Source organism: Kitasatospora sp. NPDC024654 (assembly GCF_055559155.1).
In genome coordinates, this window is the sequence record NZ_JBVHLF010000032.1 from 1 (window position 1) to 21,497 (window position 21,497).

General features: G+C 74.6%; 2 protein-coding genes. Both read left to right on the top strand.

Annotation, left to right across the window (positions count from 1 at the left end):
• On the top strand, positions 1-6,508 hold a 6,508-nt coding region (locus ACZ38L_RS20025), incomplete at its 5' end, for a type I polyketide synthase (protein ID WP_465695050.1).
• A 43-nt stretch (positions 6,509-6,551) separates the two neighbouring features.
• Complete coding sequence (locus ACZ38L_RS20030; RefSeq protein ID WP_465695055.1) at positions 6,552-21,494, top strand: type I polyketide synthase; 14,943 nt, start codon at positions 6,552-6,554, stop codon at positions 21,492-21,494.
• Positions 21,495-21,497 lie beyond the last annotated feature (3 nt).

A 21,497-nucleotide genomic window follows, 5' to 3' on the forward strand; every position in this document is an offset into this window, starting at 1 on the left:
GGAGTTCGAGGCTGAGCTTGCCGCTCTGGGGGCTGAGGTTGTGACGGCTGCTTGTGATGTGGCGGATCGTGATGCGTTGGCGGCGTTGTTGGCGGCTGTTCCGGTCGAGTGTCCGTTGACGGGGGTGGTGCATGCGGCGGGTGTCATCGATGACGCGGTGGTCGAGTCGTTGACGCCGGAGCGTGTTGATCGGGTGTTCCGTCCGAAGGTTGATGCGGCGTTGTATTTGGATGAGTTGACGCGGGATTTGGGGTTGTCGGCGTTTGTGGTGTTCTCCTCGGCGGCTGGTGTGTTGGGTAGTGCGGGGCAGGGCAACTATGCGGCGGCGAATGCCTTCCTGGACGCGCTCGTGGAGCGGCGTCGGGCGGTGGGGTTGCCGGCGGTGTCGATGGCTTGGGGTCTGTGGGCGGAAAGCAGCAAGTTGAGTGGCGGGTTGAGTGAGGCGGATCGGCGTAGGATCTCCCGTTCCGGGATGGCCGCGCTCGAGTCCGCGGACGGCCTGGCGCTCTTCGACGCCGCCATCCGGTCCGCCGAGCCGGTGCTGGTGCCGACGCGGTGGGATGCGCGGGTCCTGCGGGAGTCGGCCCGCTCCGGCGCGCTGCCGCCGCTGCTGCGGAACCTGGTGCCCGCGTCGGCGCGTCGTGCTGTCGCGACGGCGGTCGCGCGGCCCGGCGCGTCGCCGGCGCTGGCGCAGCAGCTGGCCGGCCTCCCGGAGCCCCAGCAGCACGAGCTGCTGGTGGGTCTGGTCCGTACCCACGCTGCCGCGATCCTGGGTCACGGCCGTGCTGATTCGATCCAACCAGCGCAGGCGTTGCGGGAGTTGGGATTCGACTCGCTGACCGCCGTGGAGCTTCGCAACCGGCTCGGCACTGCCACCGGCGTGCGGCTGCCCGCCAGCCTGGTGTTCGACTACCCGACACCCCTGGCGCTGGCCGGCCACCTGCGTGATCAGCTGGTCGACCTACCGCGCACCGCTCCCGCTGCCGTGATTGCCTCGGACCGGAGCGACGAGCCGATCGCGATCGTGGCGATGAGCTGCCGCTACCCCGGCGGGGTGCGGTCGCCGGAGGAGCTGTGGCAGCTGCTCGCCTCCGGCACGGACGCCATCTCCGAGTTCCCCGTCGACCGTGGCTGGGACCTCGATCTGCTCTCCGCCGACACCCCCGACAAGGCGGGCAGCAGTCACACCCGCGAGGGTGGATTTCTGCACGACGCCGGTGACTTCGACGCGGCGTTCTTCGGGATCTCGCCGCGTGAGGCGCTGGCGATGGACCCGCAGCAGCGGTTGCTGCTGGAGACCTCGTGGGAGGCGTTCGAGCGAGCCGGGATCGATCCGACCTCGGTGAAGGGTTCGCGGACCGGGGTGTTCGCGGGTGTGATGTACCACGACTACGCCTCCTCGCTGCAGACGGTCCCCGAGGACGTGGCGGGCTTTCTCGGCACGGGTAACTCGGGGAGTGTCATCTCGGGCCGGCTGTCCTACTCCTTCGGCCTGGAGGGGCCGGCGGTGACGGTGGACACCGCGTGCTCCTCCTCGCTGGTGGCGCTGCACCTGGCGGTGCAGGCACTGCGACAGGGCGAGTGCACGCTCGCCCTCGCCGGCGGTGTGACCGTGATGGCTGGGCCAGGGGCGTTCGTGGAGTTCAGCCGGCAGCGTGGGCTGGCGGCCGACGGTCGCTGCAAGGCGTTCGGCGCCGCGGCGGACGGGACCGGGTGGGCCGAGGGCGCGGGCATGCTGTTGGTGGAGCGGCTGTCGGACGCGGAGCGCAACGGGCACCCGGTGCTGGCGGTGGTGCGGGGTTCGGCGGTGAACCAGGACGGTGCGTCGAACGGTCTGACGGCGCCGAACGGGCCGTCCCAACAGCGGGTGATCCGGCAGGCGTTGGCGAGTGCGGGGCTCTCCCCGGCGGATGTCGACGCGGTGGAGGCGCACGGGACCGGTACCACGCTGGGTGACCCGATCGAGGCGCAGGCGTTGCTGGCGACCTACGGGCAGGACCGCCCCGAGGACCGGCCGCTCTGGCTGGGCTCGTTGAAGTCGAACATCGGGCACACCCAGGCCGCGGCGGGGGTGGGCGGCATCATCAAGATGGTGCAGGCACTCCAACACGGCATGCTGCCCAGGACCTTGCACGCGGAGCAGCCGTCCCCGCACGTCGACTGGTCCACCGGCGCGGTGCGGCTGCTGACCGAGCCCGTCGCGTGGGCGGAGAACGGGCATCCGCGTCGGGCCGGCGTCTCCTCGTTCGGGTTCAGCGGGACCAACGCGCACGTCATCGTCGAGCAGGCGCCATCCGCGCCGCCCGTTCGCCGTGACCCGGAGCGGTCCAGCCGGATCGCGACCCCCTGGGTGCTGTCAGCCAAGGGGTCCGAGGCCCTGCGGGACCAGGCCGCGCGGCTTCTCTCGTACGCGCAGGGGCGTGACGACCTGGTGGCGGCCGACATCGCGTACTCGCTGGCCACGTCCAGGGCCGCGCTGGAGCACCGTGCGGCCGTGGTCGCTTCCGACATGGCCGGGGCGCTGGAAGGCCTGCGCGCGCTGGCGAACGGCGAGCCGTCCGGCTCGGTCGTCCGCGGCCTCGCGGCGCCGGGTGCCAGGGTGGCCCTGCTGTTCTCGGGGCAGGGGAGTCAGCGGTTGGGGATGGGGCGTGAGTTGTACGCGTCGTTCCCGGTTTTCACCAACGCCTTCGACGCGGTGTGTGCTGCCGTGGACGTTCACCTTGGGCGGTCGTTGCGTGAGGTGGTGTTCGGTGCGGACGCCGGGCTGTTGGAGCGGACGGAGTTCGCGCAGCCGGCGTTGTTCGCGGTCGAGGTGGCGCTGTTCCGTCTCGTCGAGTCGTGGGGTGTGCGGGCGGACGTCCTGGCCGGGCACTCGATCGGTGAGTTGGCCGCCGCGCATGTGGCGGGGGTGTTCTCGCTGGCGGATGCTGCTCAACTCGTCGCTGCTCGTGGGCGGTTGATGCAGGTGTTGCCGTCGGGTGGGGTGATGGTGGCGGTGCGGGCCTCGGAGGGCGAGGTGTTGCCGCTGCTGGCCGGGCGTGCGGATCGGGTGGGGGTTGCCGCGGTCAACGGGCCGTCGTCGGTGGTGCTTTCGGGTGCCGAGGACGCGGTGGTCGAGGTCGTGGCGCTGTTGGCGGCCGAGGGTCGTCGTACGAAGCGGTTGGCGGTGTCGCACGCGTTCCATTCGCCGTTGATGGAGCCGATGCTGGCGGAGTTCCGCGCGGTGGCCGAGGGTGTCACCTTCGGTGCTCCGACGCTGCCGATCGTTTCCACGTTGACCGGACGGCTTGTCGCCGAGGGTGAGTTGGGCGACCCGGAGTACTGGGTGCGTCACGTTCGTGAGAGCGTCCGGTTCGCCGACGCCGTGCGGACCCTCGCGGCCGAGGGGGTGACGGCGTTCCTGGAGGTCGGACCCGGTGGTCTGACCGCGATGGCCCAGGAGGCCCTGGCCGACTTCGATGCCGTCGCGGTCCCGGTCCTGCGCGCCGACCGGCCGGAGGACGTGGGCTTCGCCGCCGCCCTGGCCCAGCTGCACGTACACGGCGTTCCCCTCGACTGGGACGTGGTCTTCGCGGACACCGGCGCCCGGCGCGTCGAGCTCCCCACGTACCCCTTCCAGCGCCGCCGCTACTGGCTGGAGTCGACCCGGCCGACCGGTGATGTCGCCTCGGCGGGCCTGACGGCGGCGGACCACTCCCTGCTGGGCGCCGCGGTCACGCTGGCCGGCGGCGAGGGCGTCCTGCTCACCGGTCGCCTGGCTCTCAACACGCACCCCTGGCTGGCCGATCACGCGGTGATGGGCACGGTACTGCTACCCGGAACCGCCCTGGTGGACCTCGCGCTGCGGGCCGCCGAGGAGGTGGGCTGCGAGTGCGTCGAGGAGCTGACCATCCAGGCGCCGCTCGTCCTGCCCGAGCAGGCCGGCGTCCAGCTCCAGGTCGTCGTGGCGCCCGCCGACGGCAGTGGCCGCCGCACGCTGACGATCTACTCGCGCCGCGAGGGCGGCGACGCGGCGGACGAGCCGTGGACCAGCCATGCCGCGGGTGTGCTCGGGGCCGGCCCGGGCGCGGAGTTCGAGCTTTCCGAGTGGCCCCCAGCGGGGGCGAGTGCGGTAGACGCCGAAGCGCTGTACCAGCGGATGGCCGGCCTCGGTCTGGACTACGGCCGGGTGTTCCGGGGCCTGCGGGCCGCCTGGCGCGCGGGCGACGCCCTGTTCGCCGAGGTCGCGTTGCCGGAGGGCACGGACGTCGGTGGGTTCGGCGTGCATCCGGCCCTGCTGGACGCGGCGCTGCACGCGGTCGGCCTGGGCGGGCTGCTGCCCGACACCGGTCAGGCACGGGTTCCGTTCTCCTGGAGCGGCGTGCGCCGGTACGCGCTCGGCGCGGGCGCCCTGCGGGTCCGCCTGGCCCCGGCCGGCGCGGACGCGGTGTCCCTGCTGCTCGCGGACGGCACCGGTCGCCCCGTCGCCTCGGTCGACTCGCTCGTCCTGCGTCCCATCTCCGCCGAGCAGTTGGCCGCTGCTCGCGGTGCGCGGCCCGACTCGCTCTACCGGGTCACCTGGACGCCCCTGCCGCTCGGCAACACCGCCGCCGATGCCGTACCTGGGCACTGGGCGCTGCTGAGCGGCACGGACGCCGGGCCGGCTGAGGCCCTGACCGCTGGCGGCCTCACCCCGGAGATCCACACCGACCTGTCCGGCCTGCTCGCCGTGTCGGGCGTCCCCGACACCGTGTTGGCGTTCTCGCCCCGGCCGTCCACCGAAGCGGCGGGCACGCCGGAAGCGGCCCGTACCGCGACCGGGCACGCCCTCGCCCTGCTGCGCGAGTGGCTGGTGCACCCCGGTACCGAGCCCGCCCGGCTGGTGGTGGTGACACGCGGTGCCATCGCGGTCGACGGCGTGGTCGACGGCGCGGGTGCGGCGCAGCCGGATTCGGCGCAGGCCGCGGTCTGGGGCCTGCTCCGCTCCGCCCAGTCGGAGCACCCGGGCCGGTTCGTCCTGGTCGACCTGGACGACCACGAGGACTCCGCGCGCGCCCTGGCAGCGGCCTTGCCGGCCGCCGTGGTCGCCGGTGAACCGCAGCTGGCGCTGCGTGGCGGTCGGGTGTTCGTGCCACGGCTGGCGCGTGCCGCGGCGGCCGCCGCCCCGGCGGTGCCGGGGCTGGACCCGGCGGGCACCGTCCTGGTGACCGGTGCGACCGGCGCGCTGGGCCGGCTGGTGGCGCGGCACCTGGTGTCCGTCCACGGGGTGCGGCACCTGCTGCTGACCAGCCGCCGTGGGCCGGCCGCCGACGGCGCGAGCGAGTTCGAGGCCGAACTGGCCGCGCTGGGCGCCCGAGTGACGACGGCGGCCTGCGACGCGGCCGACCGCGACGCGCTCGCCGCGCTGCTCGACGCGGTGCCGGCCGAGCACCCGTTGACGGCCGTGGTGCACGCCGCCGGTGTCCTGGACGACGCGCTGGTCGACTCGTTGACACCGGAGCGCCTGGACCGGGTGTTCCGCCCGAAGGTGGACGCGGCCTTCCAACTGCACGAGCTGACCCAGCGCTTCGACCTCGCGGCGTTCGTCCTGTTCTCCTCGCTGGCCGGCACCCTCGGCACCGCCGGGCAGGCCAACTACGCCGCCGCCAACGCCTACTTGGACGCGCTGGCGGAGCGGCGCCGCCTCCAGGGCCTGGCGGGCGCCTCGCTCGCCTGGGGGCCGTGGGCCAGTGCCGAGGGCATGCTGGGCGAGTTGGACGGCGAGGTGCTCGGGCGGATGGCCCGGGGCGGGGTGACCCCGTTGTCGGTGGAGGAGGGACTGGCCCTCTTCGACGCGGCCTGCGCGGCAGCCGCGCCGAGCGCGGAGGCCACCACCGGTGCCCCGGGCGTGCTCGTCCCGGTCCGGCTGAACCTCGCGGCCCTGCGGGCCCGTGCGGAGACCCAGCCCCTGCCTGCCCTCCTGCGCGGTCTGGTGCGGGCCCCGGCCCGGCAGCCGGCCCGGGCGACCGCCACCCCGCTGGCGGAGCAACTGGCCGGAGCGTCGCCGGAGAAGCGCCGGCGGGTCCTGCTGACCACCGTTCGCGGCGAGGTCGCCGCGGTCCTGGGCCACGCCTCGGCCGAGGCGGTCGGTGGCACGCAGGCCTTCCGCGAGCTCGGCTTCGACTCGCTCACGGCCGTCGAACTGCGCAACCGCCTGGGCGCCGTCACCGGGCTGCGTCTGCCGGCCAGCCTGCTGTTCGACTACCCGACGCCGGCGGCCCTCGCCGACCACCTCGGCGCCTCGATGCCGGCCGGGGGGGAGGCGGCGCCGCCGTCCCCGCTCGCGGAGATCGACCGGCTCGAAGCCGCGCTGGCCGCCTCCCCGCAGGACCGGGGCATGCGCAGCACGGTCACCATGCGCCTGGAGGTCCTGCTGTCGAAGTGGAACGAGGCGGAGGACCAACACCGCGCCACCGACCCGGGCACCTCGGTCGAGTCGGCCACCGACGAAGAACTCTTCGAGCTGCTGGACAACGAGCTCGGCACCTGATCGACAGGCACGAACCCCCTTGGCGTTGAGGAACAGAATGCAGATGACTGACGAGAACAAGCTCCGGGACTACCTCAAGCGTGCCACTGTCGACCTGCGCCATGCGCGCCAGCGGCTGCGGGAGGTGGAGGGCAGGAACCACGAGCCGATCGCGATCGTGGCGATGAGCTGCCGCTACCCCGGCGGGGTGCGGTCGCCGGAGGACCTGTGGAACCTGGTCGCGGACGGCGGCGACGCGATCTCCGAGTTCCCGACCGACCGCGGCTGGGACCTGGAGGCGCTGTACCACCCGGACCCCGAGAACCCCGGCACGACCTACACCCGCGAGGGCGGATTCCTCCACGACGCGGGCGAGTTCGACCCGGCCTTCTTCGGCATCGGCCCGCGTGAGGCGCTGGCCATGGACCCGCAGCAGCGGCTCCTGCTGGAGGCCTCCTGGGAGGCGGTGGAGCGGGCCGCGATCGACCCGCGCTCGTTGCGCGGCAGCGACACCGGTGTCTTCGCCGGCGTCATGTACCACGACTACGTCTCCCGGCTGCCGCAGATGCCCGAGGGCATCGAGGGCTACGTGAGCACCGGCAACTCCGGCAGCGTCGTCTCCGGCCGGATCGCCTACACGCTGGGCCTGGAGGGTCCGGCGGTGACGATCGACACCGCGTGCTCGTCCTCGTTGGTCGCACTGCACCTCGCCGTCCAGGCACTGCGCCAGGGTGAGTGCTCGCTGGCGCTGGCCGGCGGCGTCACCGTGATGGCGGGCCCGACGACGTTCACCGAGTTCAGCCGCCAGCGGGGTCTGTCGCCCGACGGCCGGTGCCGGGCGTTCTCCGCCACCGCGGACGGCACGGGCTGGGGCGAGGGCGTCGGCGTGCTGCTGGTGGAGCGGCTCTCCGACGCCCGCCGCAACGGGCACCCGGTGCTGGCGGTGGTGCGGGGGTCGGCGGTGAACCAGGACGGTGCGTCGAACGGTCTGACGGCGCCGAACGGGCCGGCTCAGCAGCGCGTCATCCAGCAGGCGCTGGCCAACGCCCGGCTCTCGCCCGCCGAGGTGGACGCGGTGGAGGCGCACGGGACCGGCACCGCGCTGGGCGACCCGATCGAGGCGCAGGCGCTGCTGGCTACCTACGGGCAGGACCGCCCCGAGGACCGGCCGCTCCGGCTCGGGTCGATCAAGTCGAACATCGGCCACACCCAGGCCGCGGCCGGGGTCGCCGGTGTGATCAAGATGGTGCAGGCGATCCGGCACGGGGTGCTGCCACCGACGCTGCACGTGACGGCCCCCTCGCCGCACGTGGACTGGTCGGCCGGCGCGGTGTCGCTGGTGACCGAGGCGACCGCCTGGCCCGAGACGGGCGCGCCCCGGCGCGCCGGCGTGTCGGCCTTCGGCGTCAGCGGCACCAACGCGCACGTCGTCATCGAGCAGCCGGAGCCGGAGCCGGAGGCGGACGCGAACGCCGGAGGCACCGGGCAGGCCGGGCCGGCGGTCGCGCTGCCGCTGATCCCCTGGGCCCTGTCCGGCAAGGACCAGGACGCCCTGGTGGCCCAGGCCGAGCGTCTGCGCTCGCACCTCGCCGCCGACCCGGCACTCGACGCCACCGACGTCGCCTTCTCCCTGGCCACCTCCCGCTCGGCGTTCGAGCACCGAGCCGTGCTGCTCGCCGAGGACCGGGCCGGTCTTGACGAGGCCTTGGCCGCGCTGGCCGTCGGCGAGCCCGAGCCGACCCTGGTGCGCGGCGTCGCCGAGGACGTCCGCCAGGTCGCCCTGGTCTTCCCGGGCCAGGGCTCGCAGTGGGCCGGCATGGCCGTGGAACTGCTCGACGGTTCCGCGGTGTTCCGCGAGCGGATCCGCCAGTGCGAGGACGCCCTCGCGCCGCACGTGGACTGGTCGCTGACGGCCGTGCTGCGCGGCCGGGACGGCGCCCCCGGGCTGGACCGGGTGGATGTCGTGCAACCGGTGCTGTTCGCGGTGATGGTGTCCCTGGCCGAGCTGTGGGGTTCGTTCGGGGTGCGCCCGGAGGCGGTGGCCGGGCACAGCCAGGGTGAGATCGCGGCCGCCTGCGTGGTGGGCGCGCTCTCCCTCGAGGACGCCGCGAAGGTGGTGGCGCTGCGCAGCCAGGCGCTGGTCGCGCTGGCCGGCCGGGGCGGCATGATGTCGGTCGGCCTGCCGCTGGAGCGCCTGACCCCGCGTCTGGAGCCGTGGGGCGAGCGGCTCTCGGTGGCCGCGGTCAACAGCCCGTCGTCGATCGTGCTCTCCGGCGACCCGCAGGCGCTGGCCGAGCTGCGCGAGAGCCTGCTGGCCGACGACGTCCGGGCCCGGATGATCGCCGTCGACTACGCCTCGCACTCGGCGCAGGTCGAGTCGGTGCGCGAGCGGGTGCTGGCCGACCTGGCGGACATCGCGCCGCGCTCCTGCGACGTGCCGTTCTACTCCACCGTGACCGGCCAGGTGCTGGACACCGCCGGGCTGGACGCCGAGTACTGGTACCGCAGCCTGCGCCAGACCGTGCGGTTCGAACAGGCCACCCGCTCGCTGGTGGAGCACGGTCACGGTGCGCTGATCGAGGTCAGCGCCCACCCGGTCCTGACGATCGGCATGCAGGAGACCATCGACGCCCTGGACAGCGACGCCGTGGCCCTGGGCACCCTGCGCCGGGGCGAGGGCGGCCCGGCCCGCGTGCTGCGCTCGGTCGTCGAGGCCCACGCGCACGGCGTCGGCGTCGACTGGCCGGCGGTCTTCGCCGGCACGGGCGCCCGTACGGTCCCGCTGCCGACCTACGCCTTCCGGCACCAGCGGTTCTGGCTGGACGCCCCGCACACCAGCGGCGACGCCGCCGGCCTCGGGCTGGGCTCGGCCGACCACCCGTTGCTGGGCGCCGTCGTCACCCTGGCCGACTCGGACGGCCTGTTGCTCACCGGCCGGCTGTCCGCGCAGACCCAGCCGTGGCTCGCCGACCACGTCGTGCTGGGCACGGTGCTGCTCCCGGGCACGGCGTTCGTCGAGCTCGCGATCCGGGCCGGCGACCAGGTGGGCTGCGGCCTGCTTGAGGAACTGACCCTCCAGGCACCGCTGTTCTTCCCCGACCACGGCGGCGTGGTGGTGCAGGTCACGGTCGGCCACCCGGACGGGAGCGGCCGGCGCTCCTTCGGCCTGTACTCGCGGCCCGAGGACGCGGCCGCGGACGAGAACTGGGCCTGTCACGGCACCGGCGTGCTGAGCGTGAGCTCCGCCGCGCCCGATGAGGACCTCACCGCCTGGCCGCCCGCCGACGCGACCGCGATCGACCTCACCGACTTCTACACCCGGCTCGCCGAGCGGTCCTTCGACTACGGCCCGGTCTTCCAGGGGCTGCGGGCCGCCTGGCGGCGCGGCGAGGAGGTCTTCGCCACGGTGGCGCTGCCCGCCGAGGTGCGGCCGGAGGCGGGCAGGTTCGGCCTGCACCCGGCGTTGCTGGACGCGGCGCTGCACGCCGTGGGCTTCGGGCCGCTCGGCGACATGGGCACCGGCCGGCTGGCGTTCTCCTGGGAGGGCGTGCGCCTGCACGCCACCGGCGCCGCGGAGCTGCGCGTGCGCCTGGCTCCCACCGGCGCCGACGCCGTGTCGGTGACCGCCGCGGACGGCACGGGTCGGGTGGTGGCCACCGTGTGCAGGCTCTCCTTCCGCACGGTGAGCGAGGAGCAGCTCCGCTTCGCCCGCGGCGGTCACCACGACGCGCTCTACCGGGTGGACTGGACGGCGCTGCCCGTGGTGGCCGCCGCGCCGAGCGGGCCGTGGGCCGTGCTCGGTGACGACGCCTCGGCGGCCGTGCGCGCGCTGCGCGCCGGCGCCCAGCGGGCGGCCTGTTACCCCGACCTGGCCGCGCTGGCCGAGGCCGTCTCGACGGGTGCGCCGCTGCCCGAGGTGGTGGTGGCCGTACTCCCCGGCGTCCCCGGCGTCCCCGGCGTCCCCGGCGTCCCCGCCGGCCTCGCCGGCGAGACCGGCGCACAGTCCGTCCGGACCACCGCGCGCGACAGCCTCGCGCTGGTGCGCGCCTGGCTCGCCGAGGAGAGGTTCGCCCCGTCCCGACTGGTGCTGCTCACCAGCGGCGCGGTGGCCACCCGGCCCGGGGCGGACGCTCCGGGCCTGGACCACGCGCCGGTCTGGGGCCTGGTCCGCTCCGCGCAGTCCGAGAACGCCGACCGGCTGGTCCTGGCGGACATCGACGACCACCCCGACTCCTACCGTCTGCTGTCCGCCGCCATCGCCACCGGCGAGCCACAACTGGCCCTGCGTGCCGGGGCGGTGTCCGTCGCGCGGCTGGCGCGCGTGCCGCTGCGGGCCGCGCCGGACACCGCCGGGGACGTCGCCGCCCCGCTCGACGGCTCCGCGCTCGACCCGAACGGCACCGCCCTGATCACGGGCGGCACCGGCGCCTTGGGCAAGCTGGTCGCCGAACACCTCATCACCGCGCACGGCATCCGGCACCTCGTACTGACCAGCCGCCGTGGGCTCGCCGCCGGGGGCGCCGCCGAACTGCGCGAGGAGCTGTCGGCCCTCGGCGCGTCCGTCACCGTCGCCGCCTGCGACGCGGCCGACCGCGGCGCGTTGGCCGAACTGCTGGCGGGCATCCCCGAGGACCGGCCGCTGACCGCCGTCATCCACGCGGCCGCCGTGGTCGCCGGTGGCCTGGTCGACTCGCTGACCGCCGACGAGCTCGACCGGGTGCTGCGCCCCAAGGTCGACGCGGCGCTCAACCTGCACGAACTGACCCGGCACCTGGACCTGGCCGCGTTCGTCCTGTTCTCCTCCTTCGCCGGCACGCTCGGTGGCGCCGGGCAGGGCGCCTACGCGGCGGGGAACGCGTTCCTGGACGCCCTGGCCTGCCACCGCGTGGCCCAGGGGCTCGTGGCCTCCTCGCTGGCCTGGGGCGTGTGGGAGGAGCGCGGCGCGCAGACCCGGTTGGAGGCCGGCGACCTCCAGCGGATGGCCCGCGCCGGCCTGGTGCCGCTCTCGGCCGAGGAGGGGCTCCGGCTCCTCGACGTCGCCCGCGTCCTGGACGACGCGGCCCTCGCGCCCGTCCGGCTGGACCTCGCGGCGATGCGCGCCCAGGCAGCCGGCGGCACCGTGCCCGCCCTGCTGCGTGGCCTGATCAGGACGCCGGTGCGGCGCGCCGCGGAGGCGGCGGCCGGTGAAGTCTCCGCCGAGCTGCGGCGGTTGGCCGCGCTCTCGTCGGTCGACCGCCGGCAGGCGCTGGTCAAGCTGGTCCGCACCCAGGCGGCGGCCGTGCTGGGCCACACCGCCGCCGAGCTCATCGACCCCGGGCGGGCCTTCCGCGAGCTGGGCTTCGACTCCCTCGCGGCGATGGAACTGCGCAACCGCCTCGGCGCCGCGACCGGTGTCCGGTTGCCGGCCACCGCCGTCTTCGACCACCCGACCCCCGCGGCCCTGGCCGGCTACCTGCTGGAGGAGGTCGCCGGCGGCGGGCAGGAGACCCTGGTCACCGCCGCCCCGGCGCACGCCGGCCACCCGGCCGACCACGCCGAGCCGATCGCGATCGTCGCGATGAGCTGCCGTTTCCCGGGCGAGGTGCGCTCGCCCGAGGAGCTGTGGAGCCTGGTGGCCGACGGCGCCGACGCGATCACCGGCCTCCCGACGAACCGCGGCTGGGACCTCGAGCGGCTCTACGACGCCGACCCCGACGCGCCGGGCCGCTGCTACACCCGCGAGGGCGGATTCCTGCACGACGCGGACGAGTTCGACCCGGAGTTCTTCGGGATCTCGCCGCGTGAGGCGCTCACCATGGACCCGCAGCAGCGGCTGCTGCTCGAGACCTCCTGGGAGGCGTTCGAGCGGGCCGGCATCGACCCGGCCGCCCTGCGCGGCAGTCGGACCGGCGTCTTCACCGGTACGAACGGCCAGGACTACGCCGCCGGCCTGCGCCGGCAGGACGCCGAGGGCCTGGAAGGACACCTGCTCACCGGAAACTCCGCGGCGGTCGTCTCCGGCCGCCTCGCCTACACCTTCGGCCTGGAGGGGCCGGCGGTGACGGTGGACACCGCGTGCTCCTCCTCGCTGGTCGCGCTGCACCTGGCGGCGCAGGCGCTGCGCTCGGGCGAGTGCTCGCTGGCGCTGGCCGGCGGTGTCACCGTGATGTCCACTCCCGGGGCGCTCATCGCCTTCAGCCGCCAGCGCGGCCTCTCCGAGGACGGGCGCTGCCGGGCCTTCGCGGCCTCGGCCGACGGCACCGGCCTCTCGGAGGGCGTCGGCATGCTGCTCGTCGAGCGGTTGTCGGACGCCCGCCGCAACGGGCACCCGGTGCTCGCGGTGGTGCGCGGCTCGGCCGTGAACCAGGACGGCGCCTCCAACGGTCTGACGGCGCCGAACGGACCCGCGCAGCAGCGGGTGATCCGGCAGGCCCTGGCGAGCGCGGGGCTGTCCGCGGCGGACGTCGACGTGGTGGAAGCCCATGGCACGGGCACCACGCTCGGCGACCCGATCGAGGCGCAGGCCCTGCTCAACGCCTATGGGCAGGGGCGCTCCGAGGGCAGCCCGCTGTGGCTCGGGACGGTCAAGTCCAACATCGGGCACACCCAGGCCGCGGCGGGCGTGGCGGGCGTCATCAAGATGGTGATGGCGATGCGCCACGGGGTTCTGCCGCGGACCCTGCACGTGGACGAGCCGTCCCCGCACGTGGACTGGTCCGCGGGCGCGGTGCGGTTGCTGACCGAGCCGGTGGCCTGGCCGGACGAGGCGCATGCGCGCCGGGCCGGCGTGTCGTCCTTCGGCGTGAGCGGCACCAACGCGCACGTCATCATCGAACAGGCTCCCGCACAGGCGACGGATGAGCCGATGCACGAGCCGACGCACGAGCCGACGGACGTGCCGCAGCCGACCGCGTCGGCGCCCGCTGTCGTGCCGTGGATGCTCTCCGCGAAGGACCCGCGAGCCCTGCGGGACCAGGCCGCGCGGCTTCTCTCGTACGCGCAGGACCGTGACGATCTGGTGGTGGCCGACGTGGCCTACTCGCTGGCGACCTCCCGCGCCGCGCTGCATCACCGCGCTGCCGTCATCGGCACGGACCGGGACGAACTGCTCGCCGGGCTGGGCGCGTTGGCCCGTGGTGAGGCGCTGAACAGCACGGTGGAGGGTGTCGCGGTCGCGGACGCCAGGCTCGCGTTCCTGTTCTCGGGGCAGGGGAGTCAGCGGTTGGGGATGGGGCGTGAGTTGTACGCGTCGTTCCCGGTGTTCGCGGCTGCCTTCGACGAGGTCTGCGCGCATCTGGACGTTCATCTCGAACGGCCGTTGCGTGAGGTGGTGTTCGGTGCGGATGCCGGGCTGCTGAACCGGACGGAGTTCGCGCAGCCGGCGTTGTTCGCGGTCGAGGTGGCGCTGTTCCGTCTCGTCGAGTCGTGGGGTGTGCGGGCGGACGTCCTGGCCGGGCACTCGATCGGTGAGTTGGCCGCCGCGCATGTGGCGGGGGTGTTCTCGCTGGCGGATGCTGCCGAACTCGTTGCTGCTCGTGGGCGGTTGATGCAGGTGTTGCCGTCGGGTGGGGTGATGGTGGCGGTGCGGGCCTCGGAGGGCGAGGTGTTGCCGCTGCTGGCCGGGCGTGCGGATCGGGTGGGGGTTGCCGCGGTCAACGGGCCGTCGTCGGTGGTGCTTTCGGGTGCCGAGGACGCGGTGGTCGAGGTCGTGGCGCTGTTGGCGGCCGAGGGTCGTCGTACGAAGCGGTTGGCGGTGTCGCACGCGTTCCACTCACCGTTGATGGAGCCGATGCTGGCGGAGTTCCGCGCGGTGGCCGAGGGTGTCACCTTCGGTGTCCCGACGCTGCCGATCGTTTCCACGTTGACCGGACGGCTTGTCGCCGAGGGCGAGTTGGGTGACCCGGAGTACTGGGTGCGTCACGTCCGCCACGCGGTCCGGTTCGCCGACGCGGTCCGGGCGCTGGCGGCCGAGGGCGTGACGGCGTTCCTGGAGGTCGGACCCGGCGGAGTGTTGACGGCGATGGCCCAGGAGACCCTGGCCGACTCGGATGCCGTCGCGGTCCCGGTCCTGCGCGCCGACCGGGCCGAGGAGTTGGCGTTCACCGCCGCCCTGGCCCAGCTGCACGCGCACGGTGTCGCCCTCGACTGGGAGGCGGTCTTCGCCGGTCGCGGCGCCCGGCGCGTCGACCTGCCCACCTACGCCTTCCAGCGCGAGTCGTACTGGCTGAAGGCGTCCGCGCCGGAGGCAGGCGAGAGCGTCGCCGGGGACCCGGCGGAGGCGGGCTTCTGGGAGTTCGTCGAGCGTGCGGATCTGGCCTCACTGTCCGAGCAGTTGGAGGTGGACGGGGAGGCCCCGCTCAGCTCGGTGCTCCCGGCGCTCTCCACCTGGCGTCGCCGGCGGCGCGAACACTCGGTCGTGGACGGCTGGCGCTACCGGGTCCTGTGGAAGCCGCTGGCCGCACGCGGCGAGGCCGAGCTGGCCGGCAGCTGGCTGCTCGTGGTTCCGGCCGGCCAGGAGGACCACCCGATCGCGACGGCGGTGCGGGCGGCTCTGGGCGCGCACGGCGCCGACGTCGTCGAGGTGGCTGCTCGGGCCGACGACGACCGTCCGGCGCTGGCCCGGCGCCTGGTCGAGGCGGTCGACGCCGAGGCGCCGCCCGCCGGTGTGCTGTCGCTGCTGGCCCTCGGCGAGGACCGACACCCGGAGTACGCGGCGCTGCCCGTGGGGCTGGCGCTGACCACCCTGCTGGTCCAGGCCCTGGGCGACGCCGGAGTGGACGCGCCGCTGTGGTGCGCCACGCGCGGCGCGGTCGCGGTCGGCCGGTCGGACGGCGCGGAGAGCCCGTCCCAGGGCACGATCTGGGGCCTGGGCCGCTCGGTCGCGTTGGAGTACCCGCGGCGCTGGGGCGGTCTGGTCGACCTCCCGGACGCGCTGGACGAGCGCTCGGCCCGCCGGCTGGCCGCGGTGCTGGCCGGTGCGAGCGGCGAGGACCAGATCGCGGTCCGCTCCTCCGGCACCTTCGTCCGCCGGCTCGCCCGCGCGTCCGTCGGCGCGTCCGTCGCGGGCCGTGCCTGGCGGCCCCGGGGCACGGTGCTCATCACCGGCGGCCTCGGCGCGCTGGGTACCCGGGTGGCCCGGCACCTCGCGCGCAACGGCGCGGAGCACCTGGTACTGACCGGCCGACGCGGCCGGTTCGCCGCCGGGGCCGCCGAGATCGCCGCCGAGATCGAGGCGTTGGGCGTCCGCGTGACCATCGCGGCCTGCGACGTGTCGGACCGGGACGCGGTGGCCCGACTGCTCGCGGAACTGCCGGCGGAGGACCAGCCGGCCGCCGTCGTGCACGCCGCGGGGATGCCCCAGTTCGCGCCCATGACGCAGACGACCCTGGCGGACCTCGCCGAGGTGATGTCCGCCAAGGTGGCCGGCGCGACGCACCTGGACGAGCTCCTGGGGGACCGTCCGCTGGACGCGTTCGTCCTCTTCTCGTCCGTCGCCGGCGTCTGGGGCAGCGGCAGTCAGGCCGGCTACGCCGCAGCCAACGCGTTCCTGGACTCCCTGGCGCAGCGGCGTCGGGCCCGGGGCCTGGCCGCGACCGCGGTGGCCTGGGGCCCGTGGGCCGAGGGCGGCATGGTGGGCGGCGAGGAGGCACAGGCGCACCTGCGCCGCCGTGGCCTGCCCGCCATGGCGCCGCAGGCGGCGATCGCCGCCCTCCAGCAGGCCCTGGACCAGGACGAGACGGCGGTCGTGGTGGCCGACGTGAGCTGGGAGCGCTTCGCTCCCGCCTTCACTGTCACCCGCCCCAGCGCGCTCCTCGGTGATCTGCCCGAGGTGCGGCGGGCGCTGTCCGCCGCCGGGGGCGCGCAGGCGCAGCCCGGGGCCGGACTCTCCTCCTTCGGCGAGCAGTTGGCCGCGCTGCCGACCGCGGAGCGCGACCGCGTCCTGCTCGATCTGGTCCGGACCGAGGTGGCCAAGGCACTCGGCTACCCGGGTCCCGAAGCGGTCACGCCCGACCGGGCGTTCAAGGACCTGGGCTTCGACTCGCTCACCGGCGTCGAGCTGCGCAACCGGCTGAACGTCGGTACGGGGCTGCGGCTGCCGACCACTCTGGTCTTCGACCATCCCAACGCGGCGGACCTCGCCGCTTTCCTGGCCGCCGAGGTCTCCGGACAGCGGGGCGCCAGCGCCCCCGTGGCGGCGACGGCGGCGGCCGGGGCCGACGAGCCGATCGCGATCGTCGCGATGGGCTGCCGCTTCCCCGGCGGTGTGCGGTCGCCCGAGGAGCTGTGGCGGCTGCTCGTGGACGAGGTGGACGCGGTGTCCCAGTTCCCGACCGACCGCGGCTGGGACACCGAAGCCCTGTTCGACCCGGACCCGGAGAAGTCGGGCACCAGCTACGTCAACGAGGGCGGCTTCCTGCACGACGCGGGCTCCTTCGACCCACGGTTCTTCGGCATCTCGCCGCGCGAGGCGCTCGCCATGGACCCGCAGCAGCGCATCCTGCTGGAGGTGGCCTGGGAGACCCTGGAACGGGCCCGGCTCGACCCCGCCTCGGTGCGCGGCAGCCTGACCGGCGTCTTCGTCGGCTCCAGCTACCAGGGCTACGGCGCCGGGCTGCGTGAGCTGCCGGAGGGCGTGGAGGGGCACCTGCTCACCGGCAGCTCCTCCTCCGTCATGTCGGGTCGGATCGCCTACGCGCTCGGGCTGGAGGGCCCGGCGGTGACCGTGGACACGGCCTGCTCGTCGTCGCTGGTCGCCCTGCACCTGGCGACCCAGGCGCTGCGGCAGGGCGAGTGCTCGCTGGCCCTGGTCGGCGGCGCGGCCGTGATGGCCAGCCCGAACGCCTTCGTCGAGTTCAGTCGCCAGCGCGGCTTGGCCGCCGACGGCCGCTGCAAGCCCTTCGCCGCCGCGGCGGACGGCACCGGCTGGGGCGAGGGCGTCGGCATGCTGCTGGTGGAGCGGCTCTCGGACGCGCAGCGCAACGGGCACCCGGTGCTGGCGGTGGTGCGGGGTTCGGCGGTGAACCAGGACGGTGCGTCGAACGGTCTGACGGCGCCGAACGGACCAGCCCAACAGCGGGTGATCCAGCAGGCGCTGGCCAACGCCCACCTCTCCGCCGCCGAGATCGACGCGGTGGAGGCGCACGGGACCGGCACCGCGCTGGGTGACCCGATCGAGGCGCAGGCGCTGCTGGCTACCTACGGGCAGGACCGCCCCGAGGACCGGCCGCTCTGGCTCGGCTCGATCAAGTCGAACATCGGCCACACCCAGGCCGCCTCGGGCGTCGCCAGCGTGATCAAGACGGTGCTGGCGATCCGACACGGCGCGCTGCCCAGGACGCTGCACGTGGATGAGCCGTCCCCGCACGTCGACTGGTCGGCCGGCGCGGTGCGGTTGCTGACCGAGCCGGTGGCCTGGCCGGCGGGCGACCGCCCGCGCCGCGCCGCCGTGTCCTCCTTCGGCGTCAGCGGCACCAACGCGCACACCATCATCGAGCAGGCCCCGCAGGAGGATGCCGTCACGGTGACCCCGGCCGACGGGGACCCGCAGCGCCACCTGCCCTGGGTGCTCTCCGCCAAGGACGAGCCGGCCCTGCGCGAGCAGGCGCACCGGTTGCTGGCCGCCGTCGAGGGCCACTCCTCGGCCTCCCCGGCCGACCTCGCCCTCTCCCTGGCCGTCTCCCGTACGGCCATGGACCACCGGGCCGTCGTCGTGGGGCGCGGCAGCGCCGACCTGGTCGCGGGGCTCGGCGCGCTGGGCCGGGGTGAGGCGGCGGCCGGCCTGGTACGAGGGGTCGCCGCTCCTTCCGGAGGTCGACTGGTGCTGCTCTTCTCGGGGCAGGGGAGTCAGCGGTTGGGGATGGGGCGTGAGTTGTACGCGTCGTTCCCGGTGTTCGCGGACGCCTTCGACGAGGTCTGCGCGCATCTGGACGTTCATCTCGAACGGCCGTTGCGTGAGGTGGTGTTCGGTGCGGATGCCGGGCTGCTGAACCGGACGGAGTTCACGCAGCCGGCGCTGTTCGCGGTCGAGGTGGCGCTGTTCCGTCTCGTCGAGTCGTGGGGTGTGCGGGCGGACGTCCTGGCCGGGCACTCGATCGGTGAGTTGGCCGCCGCGCATGTGGCGGGGGTGTTCTCGCTGGCGGATGCTGCCGAACTCGTTGCTGCTCGTGGGCGGTTGATGCAGGCGTTGCCGTCGGGTGGGGTGATGGTGGCGGTGCGGGCCTCGGAGGGCGAGGTGTTGCCGCTGCTGGCCGGGCGTGCGGACCGGGTGGGGGTTGCCGCGGTCAACGGGCCGTCGTCGGTGGTGCTTTCGGGTGCCGAGGACGCGGTGGCCGAGGTCGTGGCGCTGTTGGCGGCCGAGGGTCGCAGGACGAAGCGGTTGGCGGTGTCGCACGCGTTCCACTCACCGTTGATGGAGCCGATGCTGGCGGAGTTCCGCGCGGTGGCCGAGCGTGTCACCTTCGGTGTCCCGACGCTGCCGATCGTTTCCACGTTGACCGGACGGCTTGTCGCCGAGGGCGAGTTGGGCGACCCGGAGTACTGGGTGTGTCACGTCCGCCACGCGGTCCGGTTCGCCGACGCCGTGCGGACCCTCGCGGCCGAGGGCGTGACGGCGTTCCTGGAGATCGGCCCCGGCGGCACGCTCGCCGCGATGGCCCAGGAAACCCTGGCGGACGGCGGCGCCACGGTGATCGTGCCCGCCCTGCGCGCCGACCGCGGGGAGGAGCTGGCCCTCACCACCGCTCTCGCCCAACTGCACGTGCACGGCATCTCGCCGGCGTGGGACGCGGTGTTCGCGGGCGGCGGCGCCCGGCGCGTCGACCTGCCCACCTACGCCTTCCAGCACCAGCGGTACTGGCTGGAGGGTACGAGGACGCGGGCCGGTGCGGCGTTGCCGGTCGACGCGGCGGAGGCCGAGTTCTGGGACACCGTGGAGCACGGGGAGCCGCGGGCGCTGGCCGAGCGCCTCGGCGTCAGCGCCGAGGCCCCGCTCGGCTCGGTGTTCGCCGCGCTCTCGGCCTGGCGCCGCGAGACCAGGACGAGGAAGACCGTGGACAGCTGGCGCTACCAGGCCACCTGGAAGCCGTGGACCGACCTCCCGTCCGGCCCCCTGTCCGGGAGCTGGCTGGTCGTCACAGCGGACGACGAGGTCGCGGAGGCCTGCGCGCGCGCTCTGCGGGAGCGGGGCGCCGACCCGTCGACGCTCACCGTCACCGACGCCGGAACCGATCGCGAGGCGCTCGCCAAGCTGCTGCGCGAGACCCTGCCGCAGGACACCCCGACGGTCGGGGTGCTCTCCCTGCTGGCTCTGGACGAGCGCGCGCATCCGATCCACCAGGCGCTGCCCGTCGGCCTGACCTCGACCGTGACCCTGGTACAGGCGCTGGGGGACATCGAGCTGGACGCACCGCTGTGGTGCGCCACCCGGGCCGGCGCCTCGGTCGGCCGTTCCAACCCCGTCGAGCACCCGTTGCAGGGGCTCGTGTGGGGTCTGGGCCGCGCGGTCGCGCTCGAACAGCCCCAGCGGTGGGGTGGGTTGGTGGACCTGCCCGCGACGCTGGACGAGCGCGCCCTGGGCCGTCTGATCGATGTGCTCGGCGGCGCTGGTGACGAGGACCAGCTGGCGGTGCGCGGCTCGGGCGTGTTCGTGCGCCGACTGGTCCGGGCCTCGCGGACCACCCCCGAGCGGGAGTGGCGGCCGCGCGGCACGGTGCTGATCACCGGTGGCACCGGCTCGCTCGGCGGCCACGCGGCACGCTGGTTGGCGCGCAACGGCGCCGAGCACCTGGTGTTGACCAGCCGGCGCGGCGCGGCGGCCGATGGAGCGGACGAACTCCGCGACGAGCTGCGGGCGTTGGGTGCCGAGGTCACCATCGCCGCGTGTGATGTGGCCGACCGCGACGCGCTGGCAGGGCTGTTGGACTCCCTTTCGGTGGACCGTCCGCTGACAGCGGTCGTGCACGCCGCCGGCCTGCCGCAGTTCACCACCGTCATGGAGACGGGCCTGGCCGAGTTGGCCACCGTGGTGGCGGCCAAGGTGGCGGGCGCCGTGCACCTCGACGAGCTGCTCGGCGCACGGGAGTTGGACGCCTTCGTGCTCTTCTCCTCGGTCTCCGGGGTGTGGGGCAGTGGTAGCCAGGCCGCCTACTCGGCGGGCAACGCCTTCCTGGACTCCCTGGCGCAGCAGCGTCGGGCCCGGGGCCTGGCCGCGACCGCGGTGGCCTGGGGCCCGTGGGGCGAGGGCGGCATGGCGGCAGAGGAGGGTGCGGCGGAACACCTGCGCCGCCGTGGCCTGCCGCAGTTGGCGCCCGAGCTGGCCGTCTCCGCGCTCCAGGACGCCTTGGACCGGGACGAGACCGCGGTGGTGGTGGCGGACGTCGACTGGTCCCGGTTCGCGCCGTCGTTCACCATCGGCCGCGTGAGCCCGCTGCTCGGCGACCTGCCCGAGGTCCGGGCGGTGCTGGCGGAGGCCCGCAGCGGTGATGACGCCTCGGACACCGGGGCGTCGGAGCTGACCCGGCGCCTCGCGGGCCTGCCCCGGTCCGACCAGCACGAGGCCCTGCTCGACGTCGTCCAGGCGGAGGCCGCGGCCGTGCTTGGCTACGTCGGGGCCGACGCGATCGAGCCCGACCGGGCGTTCCGGGAGCTCGGATTCGACTCGCTCACCGCGGTCGAGCTGCGCAACCGCATCGCCACGGCGACCGGGCTGCGGCTGCCGACGACGATGGTCTTCGACTACCCCACACCCGGCGCGCTCACCGACCACCTGCGGTCCGAGCTCCTCCCGGAGACCGCTGCGGTCGCCGGTGGTGTCATGGCCGGTGGCGAGCAGGACGCGCAGGTGCGGCAGGCCCTGGCCGCCATCCCGCTGACCCGCCTCAGGGAGGCGGGGCTGCTGGAAGCCCTGCTGCGGCTGGCGGAGCCCGGCGACCGGCTGCCGGCGTCCGGTGACCCGGACCCGGCGGAGTCCATCGAGACGATGGACATCGACAACCTCGTCGAACTTGCCCTTGGCGAACGCGATTTCTGAAAC